The organism is uncultured Jannaschia sp., from assembly GCF_947503795.1.
In the GTDB taxonomy this organism is placed as follows: Bacteria; Pseudomonadota; Alphaproteobacteria; order Rhodobacterales; family Rhodobacteraceae; genus Jannaschia.
Window position 1 is genome coordinate 296,336 of record NZ_CANNEZ010000001.1, and the last position, 15,312, is coordinate 311,647.

17 protein-coding genes and 1 tRNA gene are annotated in these 15,312 nt (G+C 64.6%); 11 read left to right on the forward strand and 7 right to left on the reverse strand.

Features of this window, described 5'->3' with window-relative positions; translation table 11 throughout:
- Nucleotides 1-10 precede the first annotated feature (10 nt).
- From Q0833_RS01560 to Q0833_RS01585, 6 genes are all read left to right on the forward strand, one after another.
- Nucleotides 11-1,591 carry a heme biosynthesis HemY N-terminal domain-containing protein gene (locus tag Q0833_RS01560; protein ID WP_298429596.1) on the forward strand — a complete coding sequence of 527 codons (1,581 nt, stop codon included), beginning with the start codon at nucleotides 11-13 and terminating at the stop codon, nucleotides 1,589-1,591.
- A 54-nt stretch (nucleotides 1,592-1,645) separates the two neighbouring features.
- Nucleotides 1,646-1,721, forward strand: a tRNA-Thr gene (locus tag Q0833_RS01565).
- A gap of 155 nt (nucleotides 1,722-1,876) precedes the next feature.
- The gene (locus tag Q0833_RS01570) at nucleotides 1,877-3,046 is read left to right on the forward strand and encodes an integrase arm-type DNA-binding domain-containing protein (protein WP_298429598.1); all 1,170 of its coding nucleotides are present in this window, start codon (nucleotides 1,877-1,879) and stop codon (nucleotides 3,044-3,046) included.
- Nucleotides 3,047-3,134: 88 nt separating this feature from the next.
- Nucleotides 3,135-3,332: a hypothetical protein gene (locus Q0833_RS01575; RefSeq protein ID WP_298429600.1), complete on the forward strand. Its 198-nt coding sequence runs from the start codon at nucleotides 3,135-3,137 to the stop codon at nucleotides 3,330-3,332.
- On the forward strand, nucleotides 3,329-3,874 hold the full coding sequence (locus Q0833_RS01580; protein WP_298429602.1) for a hypothetical protein: 546 nt from the start codon (nucleotides 3,329-3,331) through the stop codon (nucleotides 3,872-3,874). Before Q0833_RS01575 ends, Q0833_RS01580 begins: the two co-directional genes overlap by 4 nt.
- The gene (locus Q0833_RS01585; protein WP_298429604.1) at nucleotides 3,867-5,051 is read left to right on the forward strand and encodes a DUF5131 family protein; all 1,185 of its coding nucleotides are present in this window, start codon (nucleotides 3,867-3,869) and stop codon (nucleotides 5,049-5,051) included. Before Q0833_RS01580 ends, Q0833_RS01585 begins: the two co-directional genes overlap by 8 nt.
- 157 nt (nucleotides 5,052-5,208) lie before the next feature.
- Here Q0833_RS01585 and Q0833_RS01590 read toward each other — a convergent pair whose 3' ends face one another.
- The 5 genes from Q0833_RS01590 to Q0833_RS01610 form a co-directional block, all read right to left on the reverse strand.
- Nucleotides 5,209-6,120, reverse strand: a complete 912-nt coding sequence (locus Q0833_RS01590) for a hypothetical protein (protein WP_298429606.1) — start codon at nucleotides 6,118-6,120, stop codon at nucleotides 5,209-5,211.
- A gap of 232 nt (nucleotides 6,121-6,352) precedes the next feature.
- A complete protein-coding gene (locus Q0833_RS01595; RefSeq protein ID WP_298429608.1) occupies nucleotides 6,353-6,580 on the reverse strand; it encodes a hypothetical protein in 228 nt (75 codons plus the stop codon).
- 394 nt (nucleotides 6,581-6,974) lie between these two features.
- Complete coding sequence (locus tag Q0833_RS01600) at nucleotides 6,975-7,541, reverse strand: hypothetical protein (RefSeq protein ID WP_298429610.1); 567 nt, start codon at nucleotides 7,539-7,541, stop codon at nucleotides 6,975-6,977.
- Nucleotides 7,542-7,575: 34 nt separating this feature from the next.
- Entirely contained in the window at nucleotides 7,576-7,911 is a 336-nt protein-coding gene (locus tag Q0833_RS01605; RefSeq protein ID WP_298429611.1) for an STAS-like domain-containing protein, read from the reverse strand.
- Between the two features lies 1 nt (nucleotide 7,912).
- Nucleotides 7,913-8,905 carry a hypothetical protein gene (locus Q0833_RS01610; protein ID WP_298429614.1) on the reverse strand — a complete coding sequence of 331 codons (993 nt, stop codon included), beginning with the start codon at nucleotides 8,903-8,905 and terminating at the stop codon, nucleotides 7,913-7,915.
- Nucleotides 8,906-9,138: 233 nt separating this feature from the next.
- On the opposite strand from Q0833_RS01610, the gene Q0833_RS01615 reads away from it, so the two are divergent.
- The 4 genes from Q0833_RS01615 to Q0833_RS01630 are packed head-to-tail and all read left to right on the forward strand — an operon-like array spanning nucleotide 9,139 to nucleotide 11,797.
- Nucleotides 9,139-10,161 carry a PD-(D/E)XK nuclease-like domain-containing protein gene (locus Q0833_RS01615; RefSeq protein WP_298434910.1) on the forward strand — a complete coding sequence of 341 codons (1,023 nt, stop codon included), beginning with the start codon at nucleotides 9,139-9,141 and terminating at the stop codon, nucleotides 10,159-10,161.
- A complete protein-coding gene (locus Q0833_RS01620; protein WP_298429615.1) occupies nucleotides 10,158-11,297 on the forward strand; it encodes an AAA family ATPase in 1,140 nt (379 codons plus the stop codon). The genes Q0833_RS01615 and Q0833_RS01620 overlap by 4 nt, the downstream gene beginning before the upstream one ends.
- Complete coding sequence (locus tag Q0833_RS01625) at nucleotides 11,290-11,586, forward strand: hypothetical protein (protein WP_298429617.1); 297 nt, start codon at nucleotides 11,290-11,292, stop codon at nucleotides 11,584-11,586. Before Q0833_RS01620 ends, Q0833_RS01625 begins: the two co-directional genes overlap by 8 nt.
- A gap of 1 nt (nucleotide 11,587) precedes the next feature.
- Nucleotides 11,588-11,797, forward strand: coding sequence for a DNA-binding protein (locus Q0833_RS01630; RefSeq protein WP_298429619.1), 210 nt, complete (start codon nucleotides 11,588-11,590; stop codon nucleotides 11,795-11,797).
- Between the two features lie 76 nt (nucleotides 11,798-11,873).
- On the opposite strand, the gene glpD is transcribed toward Q0833_RS01630, so the two are convergent.
- Nucleotides 11,874-13,457, reverse strand: a complete 1,584-nt coding sequence (gene glpD / locus Q0833_RS01635) for a glycerol-3-phosphate dehydrogenase (RefSeq protein ID WP_298429621.1) — start codon at nucleotides 13,455-13,457, stop codon at nucleotides 11,874-11,876.
- A gap of 253 nt (nucleotides 13,458-13,710) precedes the next feature.
- On the opposite strand from glpD, the gene Q0833_RS01640 reads away from it, so the two are divergent.
- Nucleotides 13,711-14,496 carry a DeoR/GlpR family DNA-binding transcription regulator gene (locus tag Q0833_RS01640; RefSeq protein WP_298429623.1) on the forward strand — a complete coding sequence of 262 codons (786 nt, stop codon included), beginning with the start codon at nucleotides 13,711-13,713 and terminating at the stop codon, nucleotides 14,494-14,496.
- Between the two features lie 6 nt (nucleotides 14,497-14,502).
- Here Q0833_RS01640 and Q0833_RS01645 read toward each other — a convergent pair whose 3' ends face one another.
- Complete coding sequence (locus Q0833_RS01645) at nucleotides 14,503-15,288, reverse strand: hypothetical protein (protein WP_298429625.1); 786 nt, start codon at nucleotides 15,286-15,288, stop codon at nucleotides 14,503-14,505.
- Nucleotides 15,289-15,312: the final 24 nt, after the last annotated feature.

Sequence of the window (15,312 nt, forward strand, 5' to 3'; positions counted from 1 at the left end):
GATTTCCTAGATGCTCTGGTCGCTTTTCAAGATCCTCCTCTTCGTCGCCCTCGTGGTGGCACTGGCCTTCGGCGCACAGTGGCTGCTCGCGGTCTCGGGCGAGGTGCTCGTCACCTTCAACGGCGCGGAATACGTGCTGCCGCCGCTGGTCGTCGTGCTGGGGCTGCTGGTCGCGATGCTCGCGCTCTGGATCCTGTTCAAGCTGGCCGGGCTGCTGGTGGCGACGCTCCGGTTCATCAATGGCGACGACACCGCCATCGGCCGCTACTTCGACCGCAACCGCGAGCGGAAGGGCTACGAGGCGCTGTCGGATTCGCTGGTAGCGCTGGCCTCGGGCGAGGCGCGCGAGGCGACGACCAAGGCCCAGAAGGCGGAAAAATACCTCAACAAGCCCGAGATCACGACGCTCGTCGTGGCGCAGGCCGCCGAAGCGGCGGGCGAGACGGACCGCGCCCGCGAGGCCATGAAGGAACTCGTGCGCCATGACCGGACCCGCTTCGTCGGCGTGCGCGGGCTGATGCGCCAGAAGCTCGAGGAGGGCGATACCGTCACGGCGATGAAGCTGGCCGAGAAGGCCTTTGCCCTGAAGCCGCGCCATGTCGAGATGCAGGACACGCTCCTGCGGATGCAGGCCAAGGACGGCAACTGGGACGGCGCGCGCAAGGTCCTAACGGCCAAGGTCAAGTCCGGCTCGCTGCCCAAGGATGTCTACAAGCGTCGCGAGGCGGTGCTGAGCATGGCTGATGCGCGCGATCAGCTGGCGCAGGGCAATACCGACAAGGCCCGCGCCGAGGCGCTCGAGGCGAACCGCCTGTCGCCCGAACTGGTCCCGGCCGCGGTGCTTGCCGCCCGGATGCATATCGAAAGCGGCGACAAGCGGCGTGCGGCCAAGGTGCTCAAGGCCGCGTGGCAGACGAAGCATCACCCCGATCTTGCCGCGGCCTTCGCCGATATCGAACCCGGCGAGACACCGGATGCCCGCATCAAGCGGTTCCAGCCGTTCCTGAAGCTCGACCCGGCGGCGCCCGAGGCGAAGATGCTCGAGGCCGAGCTGCACCTCGCGGCCGAGGATTTCCCGGCGGCCCGCCGGGCGCTGGGCACACTCTACGAGACCCATCCATCGGCCCGCAGCCTGTCGCTCATGGCGGCGATCGAACGCGGCGAGGGCGGCTCGGAAGCTGTCGTACGTGGTTGGCTGGCCAAAGCGCTGGGCGCGTCGCGCGGCCCGCAATGGGTCTGCGAGAATTGCGGCACTGTGCATGGCCAATGGCTGCCCGTCTGCACCAATTGCGAGACCTTCGACGCGCTGAGCTGGACCGAGCCGCGCGCGGGCACGGTGCCGACCACGGCGCTGGCCTCGGACATGCTGCCCTTGCTGATCGGCACGCCTGATCCGGTCGCGCCCGAGGTCGAGGCCAGGCCGGTGGCCTCTGATGAACCCGAGGTCGAGATCGTGACCGAGCGCGATGTCGATCCGGACGTGGTCGGCACGACGCGCGACGTCTCCGAGCCGGTGACCCTGCCCGCCGGAGATAGCCCGCCCGCGCCGCAGGACGAGGTTCCCACCACCGCCGGGACATCGCGGATGTGACGTGATTTCGGGGCTGGAACCAGTCCCGAACCCCTGCTAGGACGCCGCCACGGTGCCGCTGTAGCTCAGCTGGTAGAGCACGTCATTCGTAATGATGGGGTCGGGGGTTCGAGTCCCTTCAGCGGCACCAGTATCCCGTCCACAGGCGTTGCCATACGTCCCTATACGTCGCACAGTCATTCCTGAAAAACAGGGGTTTGTGCCCTGTTGCCCTCCTCGACCGTCCACATGCGACCACGCACGACGGCGCGCCGAAAGGGGGACCGGAGGGGGGACCGAGGGGCCGTGAAGCTGAACAACACGACGATCCGGGCGGCCGGGGACGGCAAGCACGGGGACGGCGACGGGCTCTGGCTCTACCGTCGCGGCGGCTCGTCGAAGTGGGTCTACCGCTACACCGTCGCGGGCAAGCGGCGGGAGATGGGGCTGGGACCGTTCCCGGCGATGTCGCTCGCGCAGGCGCGCCGCGCCCGGGATGCGGAGCGGGCAATCGTCCTGGCCGGGGGCGACCCGATCGCGGTTCGGGAGGGTCAACGCGCATCTGCCATCGCGGAGCGGGACCGGACGGACCCGACGCTCGAGGAGGCGATCGACGTCATCTTCGAGCGGATGCGGGGCGGACTGCGCGGGAACGGCGAGCGCGGGCGATGGATGTCGCCGCTCCGCGTCCACGCGATCCCCGCGCTTGGGGCGCGGCGGCTTTCCACGATCAGGGCCCACGACCTCATGGCGATGCTCAAGCCGATCTGGCACGCGAAGCACCCGACCGCGATCAAGGTCTCGCGGCGGCTGCGGAAGGTGCTGGAAGGCGGCAAGATGCTCGGCTGGCCTTGCGACCCGGAGGACATCGACCGCGCGGCCTTCCTGCTGGGCGAGGTCCGGCACCGCGAGGTCGCGCATGCGGCGCTCGATTGGCAGGACGCGCCCGCGATCTACGCGGCGCTGCGGAAGGTCGGGACCAGCTATGCCGACTGCATCCGATGGCACATGCTGACGGGCGTGCGGTCGATGGGGTGCAGGGGCGCGGCCATCGCGGAGATCGAGGGGGACGTGTGGACGGTCCCGCCAGCCCGGATCAAGGGGCGCGAGGGCAAGGTCGACGCTTTCCGATGCCCGATGGTGCCGGATGCGCTGGCGATCCGCGACAGGGCGCAGGAGTTCGGCGGCGCGCTCCTGTTCGGTGGGCGGGGCAACAAGCCGGTCAGCGACGTGACGTTGATGCTGACGCTGCGGACGCTGCACGAGACCGCGACTCTGCACGGGATGCGCTCGACGCTCCGCACGTGGGCGCAGGACAACGAGGCGGATCGCGAGGCTTGCGAGGTTCAGCTGGGCCACAAGGTCTATGGAAAGGTCGAGGCGGCCTACGCGCGCTCGGATCTGCTGGACCGACGCCACGCGCTCCTCTCCGCTTGGGCCGAGTTTCTAAACGGAGGGTCAACGCCGACCACCTGACCGCCGCCGTCATGGCCGCCGCGCTGGTGTTCCTTCTGGCCGCCATCATCGGGGGCGTGACCGTCGCCGGGTGTGCGGGGTGCGGGCTGTGAAAGACCTCGATACCTGCACCGCCCGCCTTCTCGGCGAGAACGCCTTGAGCGCGGCGCACGACTGCCTGAACGCCCACGCTATGCGGTCGATGCTGACCCGCGAGCAACTGCTGTCCGACCGCCCCGACCGCGAGAAGCTGGCCGCGATCGCGAACCTCATGGGCGTGACGCTGCCCGATGGGGGCGCCTCATGAGCGCGGAGCCTTGGCATCTGTCCTATCGGGCCGACCCGGCGGCGCGGGACTTGGCCGACCGGCACTACAACCGACAGTCGGTCGGGGCCACGCAATTCGTGCCGCCGGGCCGCTGCCTCGTGCTGCTGTCGGGCTGCGCGCGCGCCTTCTGGGTCACGTCCTGGCCGATCTACGTGCAGCACGCATGGCCGACCGCATGGATGTGCAGTGCGTTCCGGTCCGAAGGTGCGGGCCGCGCATCCGATCTAATCCGCGCAGCCGTCGCCGCGACACGCGCTCGATTCGGCCGCCCGCCGGCGCTCGGGATGGTGACGTTCATCGACCGCGCGAAGGTCCAGCCGATCATGCAACGCGGATCGCCGACGTGGGGCCGGACGTGGAAGCTAGCCGGGTTCCGTGAGGATGGTGAGACCCAAGGCGGCTTGCTCGCCCTGCGCCTCGATCCCTCCGACATGCCCGCCCCCGCGCCCGCCGCGCCGATGACGACGCATGGCCTACCCCTGTTCACCACCCCCGACCGAAAGGACGCCGCCCATGGCTGACAAGACCAAGATCGAATGGACCGACGCGACGTGGAACCCGATCACGGGCTGCGCTGTCGTCTCGCCGGGCTGCACCAACTGCTACGCGATGAAGCTGGCCGGGACGCGGCTCCAGCATCATCCCTCGCGCGCCGGGCTCACGCGGGACACGCGATCCGGCCCCGTCTGGACCAGCGAGGTCCGCTTCAACGAGCAATGGCTCGACCAGCCCCCCCGCTGGCGCAAGCCGCGCATGATCTTCGTCTGCGCGCATGGCGACCTGTTCGCCGAGGGCGTCCCCGACAAGTGGATCGACAAGGTGTTCGCCGTCATGGCGCTGGCGCCGCAGCACACCTTTCAGGTGTTGACCAAGCGGGCCGATCGGATGCGGGATTACTGCGACAGCATCACGTCGCGGAGTGGTGCAGAGCGGATTGCGACGGCCGCCGCATGGATATGGGGCGGGAAGAACCCAGATGGCATCGTCGATGGCATCATGGTCGAGATCGCCGATCAAAGCTGCCTCCCGAACGTCTGGCTGGGCGTCAGCGTCGAGGACCAGGCCCGCGCCGACGAGCGCATCCCCCTCCTGCTCGACACGCCCGCCGCCGTGCGGTGGATCTCGGCCGAGCCGCTGCTCGCCCCGATAGAACTGCGTCGGCTTTCCGGCCGCCGGGAAGGGGAAAACTTCGACGCGATGGCTGGGGCGTTCTGGGAAGCCGTTCTCCCAAATCGCTACGAACCTATCTCCCCGCCGCTCAACAGTGTGCCTAGCCCGACCCATCGGCAATGGACATCTGGAGCCGGCCCCCGCGTCGATTGGGTCGTCGCCGGCGGCGAGAGCGGGTCCGGAGCGCGCCCGATGCATCCGGACTGGGCGCGGTCCTTGCGCGATCAGTGCGCTGCGGCGGGGGTGCCGCTCTTGTTCAAACAGTGGGGAGAATGGCTACCCTTCAGCCAATGCCGAACGCCCGAACAGCGCGAGACTGTCAGCCGGACGACTCGCCGCAGCAACGAAACTGGCAACGGCGATCAGACCTATTTCGGCAAAACCATACGGCGCCACCCGGACGGCCATTTCGTAACGAGTACGACTCCGGGCCTGCGGCCGGAACAGATCAACCGCGTCGGCAAGAAGGTCGCCGGCCGCGTCCTCGATGGCGTCGTGCATGACGCCATGCCGGAGGTCGCGCGATGACCGACCGACCGATCCTATTCAGCGGGCCGATGGTTCGCGCGCTGGTGGCTGGCTTCAATATGCAGATGCGACGCGTGTCGAATACCCCCACCCGATTGCCGCTCTGATAAGCCCGTAACCGGTGTGGTGTTTCTATCGCGCAGGCAATAGCCTCCTATCACCTTATTTCTGCGCTTCCAAGCCAAGATAGCAAGGCAAGACGTTCTACAGGGATTTGACCGTCGTTTGCGTCGATCGACAAGTTCAAATCAGGCCTAATCGGGTCGACCTTAGTCAGGGGGGCGTTCATCGTGGTGACAAAAGTTTCCTCACCCTGAAACGTCCTGTAGCTAACGATTGCCGAGACGAACGGACTAAGTGGGGTGATGGAACTATTGGGGTTCTGGGTCTTCCAAAGCGCGGCTCTGCGGTCGATCTGATATTGGGGGCAGAGCAAGCCGCATTCCACGTCGACGGTCTGTTGCGGAAAGAGGATAGTACCTGTGGCTGTCAACGCGTGCGACTTCACTGCATTCGACAGTGATTTAGAATCCTCCGCATAATCCAACAATTCCCGCATGGCCAACATGCTGTCTTCCTGCGAGCAGCTAAGAGACGCCCTTATCCTGACCTGCTGTGCGGGAAGTTCGCCGTGGTTCAAAGCTCTGAAAACGAGTATCAACCGAGCGCCGTCGTGGTTAAAGTTTAGGTCACTGACGATCTCGGCATCCAATGCAACCCAAGGGCGTTGGATTCGGCCAGAAATGTTATTAGCCTCGCTCACCGCTCGAAGGTTCGCCACCAGAAACCCAATTCCGACAATCGAAGTAATCACCGTGCCAACGGTGGCCCATGCAATAATACTTGTCGACCTTGCCATATTTTCTTGAGCAATAAGGGCGTTGTATTCGCTTCTTGTCGGCGTGCTTTCGGAAAGCTCCGGTTCAGTATCAATGGTGGAATTCGGCTCCCAAGGGACGGGGAGCCAGCCCTGGCGCTTTTGTTCGCCTTGATGTGGTATCTCTTGATTATTGCAGGGAGGATTCGGGCAATATCCTATTGGAAGCGACCATAGAAAAAACAACGTCACCAAAGCCAGCCCGACGATTAATCCAGTGGCAAATCCGTTGCTCCATCTCCACCTACGCATGTGATTTCTGACGCCGCAGAGAATTGCCCGAAGGTTTTCTCAGTTCGAACGTGCGCCTTTTCCAGTGATTCCAACGAGGCCCAGTTTTTCGGCAACTGGGGAACATGTCACGCCTTTCTACTCCGGCTCTCGGTAAGGAGAACCGCCGCCCGCTCCTCCCCGGCCCGCGATCTCATCTCTCGGCCCCCCGGTACTTCTCGAAGGCCAGCTCGAGCTGGGGGCAGGCATTCATCAATTCCAGCGCGGCCCAGACATGCGGCAGGTAGATGTACGCGGTACGTCGCCCGCTCTCTGTCGATGGACCGGGCTCAATGAAGTACTGCCAGCGGGCACACGCGAGGAAGGCTGAGACCTCCCGGTTGTGGAAGTCGTCGCGGCTCCCCCGGATCGCGAGGCGCATGCGGAGTGGATACTCCTTTGGCGCCAACTCCCGGCGATTCGGTTTTCGATAGCCCATGTGTGAGAACAAGACGGGAACATAATTCAGGTCAATAGACCCCGGGATCAACCGAAGATGGACAAGGGCAAACAGAAAGATGCGCGAGGGAGAAGACCGGGAACTGACGACCAGCTGCTCGCGACCCAGGCAAGTATCTACGAAAATGCGCGCGAGACCCCCAAGGAAGGGCGGGAACAGGTCGGGAGCCGGTTCTACAGGACACGGAGCGCGGGCGAGTAGCTTGAGCTACTGTCAGAGGCCTTGTATCGAGGGCGGCAGTTGGTCCTACCCGTCTCGCCGGCGTGCCACCCTCTCTCCGACCGAAACCAAGCTGCTCTAGGAGACGAACGCCCTACTACCAGTGATATCCTGATGGGATGTACCTAATCCCCATCCACGTCACGATCCGGATAAAGAGCATTCGCGCCGCGCCGAACAAGAAACGTCCCCGCCTGACACGTTCCGACTCCAGTTCTGCAATGACATCCTGAATGGCCTCGAGAGATCCGGTCAAGCGATCAAGTCCATCGTCGGTTTGTAGCGTCGTTGATGGGCTGGCGAAGGGGCCACCTGTCGCCAGCATATACCCCTCGGCGTATCGACGCCTTGCCTTCCTGATGCGTTTTCCGGGGAGATTTCTCGTAACATCATCGTGATGACGGACGACGATGCTGTCTGCGATTGTCACCTTCCGCGCTAGCTCATTGACGGTGGCACTCCAGCGCGCATCTTTAGGATCATGATGGGCAATGTGGTATAGCCAGTAGCGTTCGATCCGACGCGCTACCCTTGCCAGATCGCGAACGTGTCGCTCGATCTCGATGTCGTCAGAACGGAGGGCCGAGACGTACCAACTTGAAAGCCACACGGTGGAGGCGGATGCAAGGAATGCGACAAGCAGCGGCTCTAGAATCTTCGCCATCTCTATCTGATCGAGACCCACGAGAGCGTGGCTACTACTGCGGCTTCGCGTCGCATATGTAGCCCTTGACCTCCGATACGAGGTCGCGGCCACCAGGCCGAGAGCCTATTAGCTGAAGGCTCTGAAGCACGTCCTGCTTGTCGAAGAGCCCCTCACGCACCAGGCCGCCGAATGCTTCCTCGAAAAATGATGATCCGGCCAGTCGGATACCGTTCATGTCGACGGTCAACGTCGTCCCCGAAGACAGCGCGTCCCTCAATTTAGGCACAAGGATGGTATCGCGATAGAGCTTGCCGCTCCTGTCCCCGTCCGCTTCCACACGTCCGGCAGGGTATCGGCTGAAGTCGGCAAGTCGTATCAGATATGTCATGTCAAGCATCATTGCCTAGAGCAAACCGCCATTCAACTAGTGTCCCGCCTATCGATGGGGGGCAGTGACTCGTGACGACCCGCCCACCTCTCTCGCGAAGCACGGACCCATAGCGACTCCAGATCCGAAGTTCGCCATCTGGAAGGGCATCTATAGTCTCTGCCATCCTTTGCAACCCAAAGCCGCGATGGGCCTCCTTGGTGCCAGAGGACCCAGGATTGAGCGATACCGCGATAAGATGACCGTCATCCTTCATACCCAAGCTGCCATATTTTGCCACCATAGTCTTGAAAGCATTCACAAATTTCTCATCGGACTGCTTGGCCGGAATGGTCTTCGGAATCGTTGCGCCCTGATCGTACAATGTGAACGATAACTCCCGCTTAGACCTGTCCGCGTGGCCCGTCATCCACCAACGCTTGAGCGGCTGCACCTCGAAGGGATGTTCCTCAGGGTATGCCCACTGGCTGACGTTGATGATGCCCTCGCTCATGTCGGTAAGAATAGCAGACAGCACGTCAGACTCTTCAGCACGTGCTTCGGTCGCAAATTCTGCAAGTTCGATCAGCGCCTTATCCAGCCGTTCAAGATCGGCCTCGTTCGCCATCTGGCCCGACAGAATCGGCAAAAATAGTGTATGGCCGTCGATCCGACCCGTGGTGTTCGGCACTTGTCCTGAGATTCCGAGAATATCGAAGATGCCGAGGACGTCGAACCAGCGGCGGACCGTCGGGTTCCACCTGTGGACATCGATTGCGAAGAGCTCATTGTCGATGCCGTTCAAACCGTGTTTCGCCCGCTGATATTGCGATGCTATCACAAGCGCTGCCGAAGCAGAGATTGCTTCGATCCGAGCGAAATCGTGGTAGGCTGGTACGTTGAGGAGGCCGTTCGCCAATTTGTTCAGGCGGGAGCTATCGGTTAGTAGCATCCGTCGCATGCTGTCCAGGAACTTGCGAGTGGCTGTCTCGTTCTGAACGAGGTCCAGCACCAACGGCGGCATCGAAGGCTGCCTATGGCATATGCCCGCTTCCGTGATCCCTTTTCGATAGACCAATACCGACGTGCTGCCGCGGTCGATGGGGCCGATTGTGGCTCGCGAAGTCGATGACCGGACGAACCCATCCCGTTCTAACCTTCGTCTTTTCTGGCGCAGACCGGCCAAAAATCGAGCGCGTCGAGCATTCTGATAGAGCGCCTGTCGTCGCCTTCGGGCGCGTGAGGGGTATGTGTCGAGCTTCACTGGAACGACGTGTATCCGCACCGACCGCGAGGACAAGAGCTACCAGTTCCTACCTCAGCATTCAGAAGGGACTTAGGTCTCTACTACCCTCCAATATCGCGCACCAGTCTGCGTTCCGTACTAATAGAGCCAAATTTTCAGCGATCAGCACGGCGCCCGCGTCCTGTCCGTCGACCTCGATCCAAGCGCAGCCGCGACTTAACCCGGACTGGGTGCCGACGGTCAGCGCGACATTTGACATCGGGCACGCCGCGCACCGCGCCGTCTTGGGTGCCGGCGTCCCTTGGGCCGTTTATCCGCCAGAGATGTTGGGCCGGAATGGCGCGGCAAGCACGTCGGCCGCAAAGGAATGGGCGGACGAGCAGCGCGCCGCGGGGCGGACGCCGATCAAAGCCGAAGTAGAGGAGCGGGTGCTCGACATGGCCGAGTCCGTGTCCGCCGTCCTCGCGTCGGCCGGGGTGGCCTTCGAGGCGAGCCGTTCCGAGATGGCGGCGTTCGGAGACGTCGACGGAGTCGCTTGCCGCTGCATGGTGGACAACGCGCCGGCCAGCGGTCCGCTCTACGACCTCAAGACCACGACGGACGCCAGCCCCGAAGCGGTCACGCGGGCGGTCATGTCCTACGGCTACGATATTCAGGTCGCCCACTACCTCGACACCTGGAAGGCCGCCACGGGAGAGGATCGCAGCATGCGGCTCGTTTTCGTGGAGAAGGAGGCGCCCTACGCCGTGACGGTCGCGGAGATCGACGGTGAAGCGCTCGAGATGGCGCGCCGGAAGGTGGCCCGCGCGCGGATGCTCTGGGCCGAATGCCTGCGGTCCGGCCAGTGGCCCAGCTACCCGCTCGCCGTGCTGCGGATCCGGCTGCCAGACTACTTCCACGCACGCGGCCTGGAGGATGAGGCGGCGCGCGAAGACTGGCGCGCGGCGGCTGGCGACAAGCCCAGCCGCGCGGCCATGGCTGCCGCCTCCGACGCCATGAACCCCCACAAGGAGATCACCCGATGAACGCCCGATATTCCGCCGTGTCCTTCACACCCGTCGAGCAGATTAACGACACGTTGCCCCTCTCCATCGGTCTGTCCGGCGGGTCGGGAACGGGCAAGACCTACACCGCCTTGTCGATGGCGCGGGGAATAGCGCGCGAGATCACGGACGATCCGTCGGCGCGGATTGGGGTGGTCGACACCGAGAACCGGCGCGCGCTCCATTACAAAAGCGTTTTCCCTGAGATGCTGCACTTCGACATGCAGGCCGTCGACGACAGCGGCGAGATGATCGGCTTTCCGCCCGAGCGGTGGATCGAAGTCATCGACGCCGCCGAGGCTGCTGAGATCACGGTTCTGGTCATCGACAGCTTTTCGCACGCCTGGGAGGGTGTGAATGGCGTTCTCGATTTGCAGTCGCAGGAGCTCGAGCGCCTGACCGGTGGCGACGAAGGGAAGAAGAACAAGCTCGGCCAGCTGGCCTGGGCATCGGTCAAGCCGCGCTATCGCCGGCTGATCGACCGGATCGTTCGTGCGAAGATGCCGGTCATCATCTGCACGCGCGCGAAGCCCGTCATGCAGGAAAAGAGCGCCAAGACAAACTGGAAGGAGCAGAACGCGCGCCCCACGAAGACTCGCCGGAAGGACGTGCCCTGGGACCCCGCTGCCGATGGCGACCTCCTGTTTGAGATGACCGCGATGGTGATCCTCGATCCGTCGGCGCCCGGGCACCCGATCCATCAGATCAAGGTTGCCGACCAGTTCAAGAACCTGCTCGATCCGGCCGCGCCGATGGGCGAGGGCACAGGGCAAGCCATGGCGAGTTGGGCGAAGGGGGTCGACGAGGGCGCCCGCCGCAAGGCGATCATGGATGAGGCGCGCGCGCAGGCCAGGAACGGGAAAGAGGCATTTGTCGCGTGGTGGAACCAGCCCGCGACGAAGGAGAGCCGCCCGATCCTCCGGGTGATCCAGACCGAGCTCGGAGAGATCGCGGCGAAGGCCGACGCCGACCGCGAGGCGATGGACTCCGACGACCCGTTCGCCACTCCACCCGTCGAAGACGGCTCGGCCCTCACCGACGAGCAGATCGCCGAGCGCGATGCCGCGTTCGCGGAGATGCAGCGCCAGCAGAACACGGAGCCCCGGACCGATGGGTGAGTATGCCGAGATCGAGATGTGGGGGACCACGACCACCGACCTCTCGCCCGAAGAATGGTCGGACGCCTACGACGACATCGACGCCGACCAGCGCGCGCGCGAGCGCGAGCGGACCCGGTGTCGCTGCCCCATCTGCGGCGCGAAGAAGAAATGCCCTGGCGGCGCCTACCGGCACGCGGTGGCTGTCCACAAGAAGGCGCAGCACGCGGCGACGATCGAGGCGTTCCGGGCAGAGCATGACCTGCCGTCCCTCGTCCCGCGTGCCGCCCAGAACCAGAGCGAGGCCTGACATGACCCAGACGACGATGCCCCTCTACATCGCCCCGTCGGACGCGCCGTCGATCCTCTCGGTGTCGAAGTCGTGGATCTACAAGCACGCGGGACCGACCTCCTTCGCCATCCATAAGCGCGGCGGGCGGAGTTTCGTGAAGGTGGCGGAAGTCGCCGCGTTCATCGAAGGCGAGAGCGCCGAGGGGGACCGAAAGGGGGACCGGACATGACCAGATTTTCCGAAGCCCTTATTTCATGGGTCCGGATGCCGCTTGAAGAGTCCCTTCAGCGGCACCAGATATCCCCTCAGGCCAAGCGATCCACCATCCACGCATCGAGAACCGCGACCTGCTCGGGCGTCATCCGCAGGCCCAGCTTGGACCGGCGCCAGATCACATCCTCGGCGGTGCGCGCGTATTCCTTCTCCATCAGCCAGGTCACCTCGGCGCCGGTGAGCGTCGCGCCGAAGTCGGGTCCGAGATCAGCAAGCGTCGCGGCGTCGCCCAGGATCGCGCGCGCCTCGGTGCCGTAGGCGCGCACGAGGCGGAGCGCATGGCGGGCGTCAAGGTACGGATAGTCGGCGCGCAGGCCGGCCACGAGCGCGGGCACGCCATCGACCGGGAAGTCGCCGCCGGGCAGGGGCACGCCCGCGGTCCACGTCTCGGCGGCTTGCGGGAAGGTGCGCGCGATGCGCTCCATCGCGCTTTCGGCCAGGCGGCGATAGGTCGTGATCTTGCCGCCGAAGACGTTGAGGACGGGCGCGGTGTCGCCACCACCATCGACCTTCAGCACGTAGTCGCGGGTCGCGGCGGTCGCACTCGACGCGCCGTCATCATAGAGCGGGCGAACGCCTGAATAGGTCCAGACCACGTCATCGGCGGTGATGTCGCGTTTGAGATAGCGGTTGGCAAAGGCGATCAGGTAATCGCGCTCCTCGTCGGTGCAGACGGGCTTGACCGATGGGTCGTGATGTTCGGCATCCGTCGTCCCGATCAGCGTGAAATCGGTCTCGTAGGGAATGGTGAAGATGATGCGGCCGTCCTCGCCCTGCAGGAAATACGCCTTGTCGTGATCGTAGAGACGCTTGGTCACGATGTGACTGCCGCGCACGAGGCGGACGCCTTCGTTTGTGGGGATGCGGACGCGCTGCTGGATGATGTCGCCGACCCACGGGCCGCCCGCGTTGACGATCATGCGGGCGCGTTCGGTCCGGCTCTCGCCGGTGGCGAGGTCGGTCAGCTCGATCGACCAGTGATCTCCGTCGCGATGCGCGGCGTCGAAGCGGGTGCGGGTGTGGATGCGCGCGCCCCGCGCCTCGGCGTCGCGGGCGTTCAGCACCACGAGGCGGCTGTCCTCGACCCAGCAGTCGGAATATTCGAACGCCTTGAGGAAGCGATCCTCCAGCGGCCCGCCTTCGGGCGCACGTGTCAGGTCGAGCGACCGGGTGCCGGGCAGGATCTTCCGACCGCCGAGATTGTCGTACATCAGCAGGCCGAGGCGGATGAGCCAGGCGGGGCGCCGGCCGCGCATCCACGGCATCACCGTGTTCAGCACCTTCGAGGTCGGCGTCTCACTCTCGAAGCGCATGTCGGGGTGGTAGGGCAGAACGAAGCGCATCGGCCACGAGATATGCGGCATGGCGCGCAGCAGCGTCTCGCGCTCGATCAGCGACTCGCGCACAAGCCGGACCTCGAAATACTCGAGATAGCGCAGCCCGCCATGAAAGAGCTTCGTGGAGGCCGAGGACGTGGCGGACGCCAGATCGTTCTGTTCGACGAGCGTCACGGACAGGCCGCGGCCCGCCGCATCGCGGGCGATGCCGCATCCATTGATCCCGCCGCCGATGACGAACAGGTCCGAAACGGCCTTAGTTATGTCGGAAGACGTCATGTGATCTCGCGCTGAAGAATGATCTGCCGTCGCACCTACCGATCCTCTGGCGAAGCGAAAAGGGTCATGCGCGACAATGTTCGCCGACGGCGAAGCGCGCATGGCCGCGGCGTTCGCATTTCGGCGTGGCGGATAGCCGCATGTGTCACAGTTCAATGCGGTCCGTCACCGCGCGACATAAACGCGGGTTCGAGACATCACGCTTTGCAAGATGTCGAGAAACTTTGGCGAATACAGGCGAACTGACCGAAGCATGGCCCAGATCTTCCGACATCCCGAGATCATCGACATCGCCCGCCGCGAAGGGCGCGTCACCGTGGACGGGCTCGCCGCTCATTTCGGCGTGACGCTCCAGACGATCCGGCGCGACCTGACCGACCTGGCCGAGGCCGGGCGACTGGAGCGGGTGCATGGCGGTGCGATCCTGCCGTCGGGCACCGCGAACGTGATTTACGAACAGCGTCGCAGCCAGCACCGGGACGCCAAGACCGCGATCGGTCGGGCCTGTGCGGCGGTCCTGCCGGGCGGGGCCTCGGTCTTTCTGGGGATCGGCACGACGACCGAGGCCGTGGCCAGCGCCATCGTCGGTCATGAAAACATGATCGCGGTCACCAACAACATCAACGTCGCGCAGATTCTGATCGAGAACCCCGAATGCGAGGTCGTGCTCTGCGGCGGTACGGTCCGGCCCGCCGATGGCGGCATGGTCGGCCCCCTGACCGAAAGCACGATCGGTCAGTTCAAGTTCGACTATGCGGTGATCGGCTGTTCCGCGGTCGAAGCGGATGGCGACATCCTCGACTTCGATCAGCGCGAGGTCAGCGTGACCCGCGCGGCGATGGCCCGCGCGCGGCAGACCATTCTCGTGGCCGATCACGGCAAGTTCCAGCGGAAGGCCCCGATCCGGGTCGGCAGCCTGGGCGATATCGACCTTCTGGTGACCGACCGCCGGCCGGGCGACGCGCTCGCGGCATCCTGCGCCGACTGGGGCACGCGGGTCGTCGTCACCCCCGTGGCCACCAGCGTCGCGACGGCCTGAGACCGGTCAACCGCCGTCTGCGGTGACGGCGACGCTCTCGTCGAAATGGCCGACATCAGGTGCCGCGCTCTTGAGCCGAAGGTAGCCGAGGACGCGGTTGTTGCGCTTCGGATCGATGATCAGGATCTCGCCCTCGTAGACGCTGAACTCCGTCAGCTCCTGGATGTTCGTGAAATGCGAGATGACGAGGAGCGGACCGTTGCCGCCGCTGCCGTCCCAGTCCGAGATGAGCTGGCGCATGTTCGTGACGTTGGGCGCGCCCTGCAGCGACAGCAGGAGGTTCAGGTCCGGCACGGTCTCGATCTCGAGCCCGGAGACCGACGAGCTGTTGGCCATGATCATGCCCTGGCGCAGCGCGTCGAGTGTTTCCTGGTTGCGGCACCATTCGCTGACGGCAATGCGACCGGGCACGATCTCGTTGGCAACAAGCAGCGCCCCGAGCTCCAGCATCTGGTGCTTGCCCGCATCGGTCATCACGCGCTGGTTGGCGCAGTCGGTCGGGGCCACGTCGGAGACGTCGCGCATCGACCAGTCCGTCGGGCCGTGCCGCATCAGCAGAACCACGTCGTCGCGGAACAGATCGCCCAGCATCTGCCACGGCTCGAACCGCAGCACCTCCTTGAACTCGGGGCCACCGGTTGCGGTGGGCATCGTCATCGACATCTCGCCCATCTGGGTGCTGATCTGCGAGATGATGCCGGCGACATCGACGTCGGTCTGGCTCTCGACCTCCTGCGCGGTGGCCGGGAGGGCGGTAAGGAGTGTGGCGGCGGTGAGGAGGGTTCGGATCATGACGCGTCCTTCATAGGTCCGTCA